The organism is Mycobacterium hubeiense (assembly GCF_002838065.1).
Taxonomy (GTDB): domain Bacteria; phylum Actinomycetota; class Actinomycetes; order Mycobacteriales; family Mycobacteriaceae; genus Mycobacterium; species Mycobacterium hubeiense.
The window spans coordinates 1-4,040 of the sequence record NZ_PIZU01000088.1; the positions used below are offsets into that span (position 1 = coordinate 1).

At 61.5% G+C, this 4,040-nt stretch carries 4 protein-coding genes; 1 reads left to right on the top strand and 3 read right to left on the bottom strand.

Annotated features, from left to right (window positions below):
• Window positions 1-78 precede the first annotated feature (78 nt).
• Window positions 79-1,095 (top strand): alkane 1-monooxygenase, encoded by a 1,017-nt coding sequence (locus tag CWS39_RS27915; RefSeq protein ID WP_306768857.1) that lies wholly within the window; start codon window positions 79-81, stop codon window positions 1,093-1,095.
• Here CWS39_RS27915 and CWS39_RS27920 read toward each other — a convergent pair.
• The 3 genes from CWS39_RS27920 to rfbB form a co-directional block, all read right to left on the bottom strand.
• Entirely contained in the window at window positions 1,075-1,428 is a 354-nt protein-coding gene (locus CWS39_RS27920) for a hypothetical protein (protein ID WP_102146068.1), read from the bottom strand. The two genes, CWS39_RS27915 and CWS39_RS27920, sit on opposite strands and share 21 nt — an antisense overlap.
• Before the next feature lie 103 nt (window positions 1,429-1,531).
• The gene (gene rfbA / locus CWS39_RS27925) at window positions 1,532-2,398 is read right to left on the bottom strand and encodes a glucose-1-phosphate thymidylyltransferase RfbA (RefSeq protein WP_102146069.1); all 867 of its coding nucleotides are present in this window, start codon (window positions 2,396-2,398) and stop codon (window positions 1,532-1,534) included.
• 8 nt (window positions 2,399-2,406) lie between these two features.
• The gene (gene rfbB / locus CWS39_RS27930) at window positions 2,407-3,393 is read right to left on the bottom strand and encodes a dTDP-glucose 4,6-dehydratase (RefSeq protein ID WP_102146070.1); all 987 of its coding nucleotides are present in this window, start codon (window positions 3,391-3,393) and stop codon (window positions 2,407-2,409) included.
• Window positions 3,394-4,040 lie beyond the last annotated feature (647 nt).

Consider the following 4,040-nt stretch of genomic DNA (forward strand, 5'->3'; position numbering starts at 1 on the left):
GACCGTCACCCAAGTTCCACGAGACTCGGGACATGCTCCCATACCGGATCGCCCGTGTTTTGGTGGAGTGGCCCGATCGTGCTGTTCGTCGTCGTACCGATTGTCGACGTGTGTGTGGGCGACCGGTGCGATAACCCGTCCGACGCAGAGGTGGAACGGCTGTCGCGGGACCGCTACTACCGCTGGTGTACGTATCTCTATTTGCCGGTCAATCTCGCTGGCTTGATAGTCGCCTGCTACCTGTGGACACAACCGGCGCTGAGTCTGATGGACAAGGTTGGACTAGCGATCACCGTCGGCATCACGGGTGGTATCGGTATCAATGTCGCCCACGAGCTCGGGCACCGCATCGAGCGCCTCGAGCGATGGTTGTCGAAAGTCGCACTCGCGCAGCCATGTTATGGCCATTTCTGCGTGGAGCATTCCCGAGGACATCACGTCCATGTCGCGACACCTGAAGATGCGGTGAGCGCGCGGTTCGGCGAGTCGTATTGGTTCTTTCTGCCACGTAGCTCAGTCGGCGGGTTGCTGTTCGCGCTGAAGGCCGAGCATGCTCGCCTGCGCCGGTCCGGCCGATGCTGGCTCGGCATTCACAACGAGTTGATTCGGGCGTGGTCGCTCAGCCTGGTGTTGCACGGCGTCCTCATGACGGCATTTGGGTGGCGAATCGCACCATACCTGTTGCTGCAGGCGATAATTGGCGTCAGCCTGCTCGAGGCGATCAACTACATCGAACATTACGGTTTACTGCGACAACGACTTCCCACCGGACGTTACGAGCGGTGTTCGCCGAAGCATGCCTGGAACAGTGACCGTCTAATAACCAACCTGGGGTTGTTTCACCTGCAGCGACACAGTGATCACCATGCCCACCCCAGTCGTCGTTACCAGCTGCTGCGGAGCATGGACGAGGCGCCTCAGTTGCCCGCGGGCTACGCATCGATGGTGCTGTTGGCATTGGTGCCGCGGCTCTGGCGCCGTGTGATGGATCCGTGTGTTCTGGCGCACTACGACGGCGACATCAGCCGCACGAACCTCGTGCCCGCATTGCGGAAGCGCTACGGGCACGCGCCGTTAACGTTGGGCACGGTGTGACATCAGCCTGTCGGCGTAACGCCCAGGGGCATCCTTTGGATCCGCTGGCGGCGGGATTGCGACGAATCGATCGGACATGGCGTCCAACTCGTCGATGCCGCGCACAAGGAGCAGTACCGCGATGAACGCGAGGACCGGCCAGATGGCCCACACCCAGTGCGGGTCGTCTTGCGATTGCAAGTACCAGTACAACGCGATGAGCACGGTCCAGGTACCCGCGGAGATGTGGAAGCGAGCGTCTTCGCTGCTCGCCCAACCGGGGTGACGCCGCAAGCGCAGCCGCCAAATTGCCAGTGCTGCGACCGTGGCGACGACGGCGATTATCGAACCCATCCGGTTACCGCCATCGAACTGGCCTCCGGGATGTATCGCGGCTGGTTACCAACCCAATGTAGGGGACCGGTTCGAATAGGGAAAGCCCAATCGCCGTGGCTGGCTAGCGACCTTCGAGTAGGTCGAGCAGATAGCCGCCATAACCGGACTTGAGCAGGGCGTGGGCACGCTGCGCGAGCTGGTCGTCGTCGATGAAGCCCATCCGCCAGCCGACCTCCTCGGGAATGCTGATCTTCAGCCCCTGCCGGCGTTCGATCGTACGGACGTAATCGCCGGCGTCCAGCAGCGAGTCGAAGGTGCCGGTGTCCAGCCACGCGGTACCGCGGGCCAGCACCTCGACGCTCAGTCGACCTTGGTTGAGATAGATCTGGTTGATCTCGGTGATCTCGTACTCGCCGCGAGCGGACTTCTTCAGCGTGCGGGCGATGTCCACCACGTCGCTGTCGTAGAAATAGAGCCCCGGCACCGCGTAATGGGATTTCGGTGTCGCGGGTTTCTCCTCGAGCGACAACGCGGTGCCGTCGGCGCCGAATTCCACCACTCCGTACGCCGACGGATCGGCCACCCAATAGGCGAAAATTGCCCCACCACTGACATTTTCGAACCGGCGCAGGCTGGTGCCCAACCCTGGGCCGTAGAAAATGTTGTCTCCCAACACCAATGCCACCGAGCCAGTGCCAATGTGGTCGGCGCCCAAGACAAATGCCTGCGCCAGTCCCTCGGGCCGATCCTGCACCACATAGCTGATGCTGACACCAAATGCGGAGCCGTCGCCCAGCAGCCGTTGGAAAGCTGGCGCGTCATGCTCGGTGCTGATCAGCAGGATGTCCCGGATGCCCGCCATCATCAGTGTCGACAGTGGATAGTAGATCAGCGGTTTGTCGTAGACGGGTAGCAGTTGTTTGCTGACGCCCATGGTGATCGGATACAACCGGGTACCCGATCCGCCAGCGAGAATGATGCCTCGCATACGGGTATTCATTGGCCGCGCTCCTGGTACACGGCTTCCACGGCGTCTTTCAGTGGGCCCCACCAAGATTGGTTGTCGCGGTACCAGTCGATGGTGTCGTGCAAACCCGCTTCGAAGTCGGTGTGCTTTGGCGCCCAGCCCAATTCGGCACACAACGGCGACGGATCAATCGCGTAGCGCAGGTCATGGCCCGCACGGTCGACGACATGGTCGAAATCGTCGGGATCACGGCCCATCAGCACCAGAATCGTGCGCATCACCGACAGGTTGTCGCGCTCCCCCGCGGCGCCAATCAGATACGTCCGCCCGAGCTGCCCGTCGGCCAGGATGCGCCACACCGCCCCATTGTGGTCCTCGACGTGGATCCAGTCGCGCACATTGGCGCCGCTGCCGTACAGCTTGGGCCGCCGCCCGGTCAGGATGTTGGTGATCTGGCGCGGGATGAACTTCTCCACATGCTGATAGGGCCCATAGTTGTTGGAACAGTTGGAGATCGTCGCGCGCACCCCGTAGGAACGCACCCACGCCCGCACCAACATGTCGGCGGCGGCCTTGGTCGACGAATACGGGCTGGACGGGTTATACGGGGTGGACTCGGTGAACCGCTGCGGGCTGTCCAACTCCAGATCGCCATACACCTCGTCGGTCGACACGTGATGCAGCCGCACGCCATGCCGACGCACCGCCTCCAGGATCGTGAAAGTGCCGATCACGTTGGAGCGCAGGAACGGCTCGGGGTCGGCCAGCGCATTGTCGACGTGGGTTTCGGCGGCAAAGTGCACGACGGCATCGGCCTCGGCAACCAGCTTGGTCACCAAATCCGCGTCGGTGACATCACCCTGCACCAGCCGGATATCGTCTTCCACCGGCGCCAGCGACTCACGGCTGCCGGCATACGTCAGGGCATCCAGCACCGTCACGGAATGCTCAGCCACCGCCTGGTGCACGAAATTGGCGCCGATAAACCCCGCACCACCCGTAACCAGCAGATTCATACAGAACGACCCGCCCATCATGACGCCGACTTGTCTTGTCGCCGGAATCCTCGTCCGGAGTCACACATCCGACAGTTGAACGAGACAACCGTAGCTAACGAGATAGTTTGCAGAGCACCGTTGATGAAACCCGCATCGACAAAGCCATCGGTCACACCGAGTGGTACGGGAGCTGACATCAGGAGATTGCTGAGAGTGACATTTCGGGCGCGAGCATGACGTGTGAGGGCGACTGCTGGCACGGAGTGTCCTTTGCTAGATTTTGATGCTCGTGTCGAGAATCTAGCAAACCGCCGCAGGCTGTCCATTCTGACCCTAGAGTTTGACAGTTTGCTGTTGACGCCGCTGCGGCGCGGCGTGCGCTCATGCGACTGTGCAGTCACCGCGTCGGGTGTGACCCACTGCGCGAATCAGCGAAAACTCCGCAGTGTGTGCGCACGTTCGCCGCGGTGATCGCACACTGATGGGTGTCAACCGTAACTCCCAGGCCTGGCGATTTCCGCGTAGCTCTACTTTTCCTTCAGGGGACGCCTCGTAGGCGTGAAAATTCGCCTCACCAGCACCACCAGGCACATCAGTTACGCATTTTCCGGTCAGTTCGTTGCGCTCAGCGCAACCAACTGACCGGAAAATACCCAGGGTGAGTG

Excerpts from the sequence above, each read along its gene's own strand:
- rfbB (WP_102146070.1), bottom strand. The coding sequence starts at position 3,393 with ATGAATCTGCTGGTTACGGGTGGTGCGGGGTTTATCGGCGCCAATTTC.
- rfbA (WP_102146069.1), bottom strand. The coding sequence starts at position 2,398 with ATGCGAGGCATCATTCTCGCTGGCGGATCGGGTACCCGGTTGTATCCG.
- CWS39_RS27920 (WP_102146068.1), bottom strand. The coding sequence starts at position 1,428 with ATGGGTTCGATAATCGCCGTCGTCGCCACGGTCGCAGCACTGGCAATT.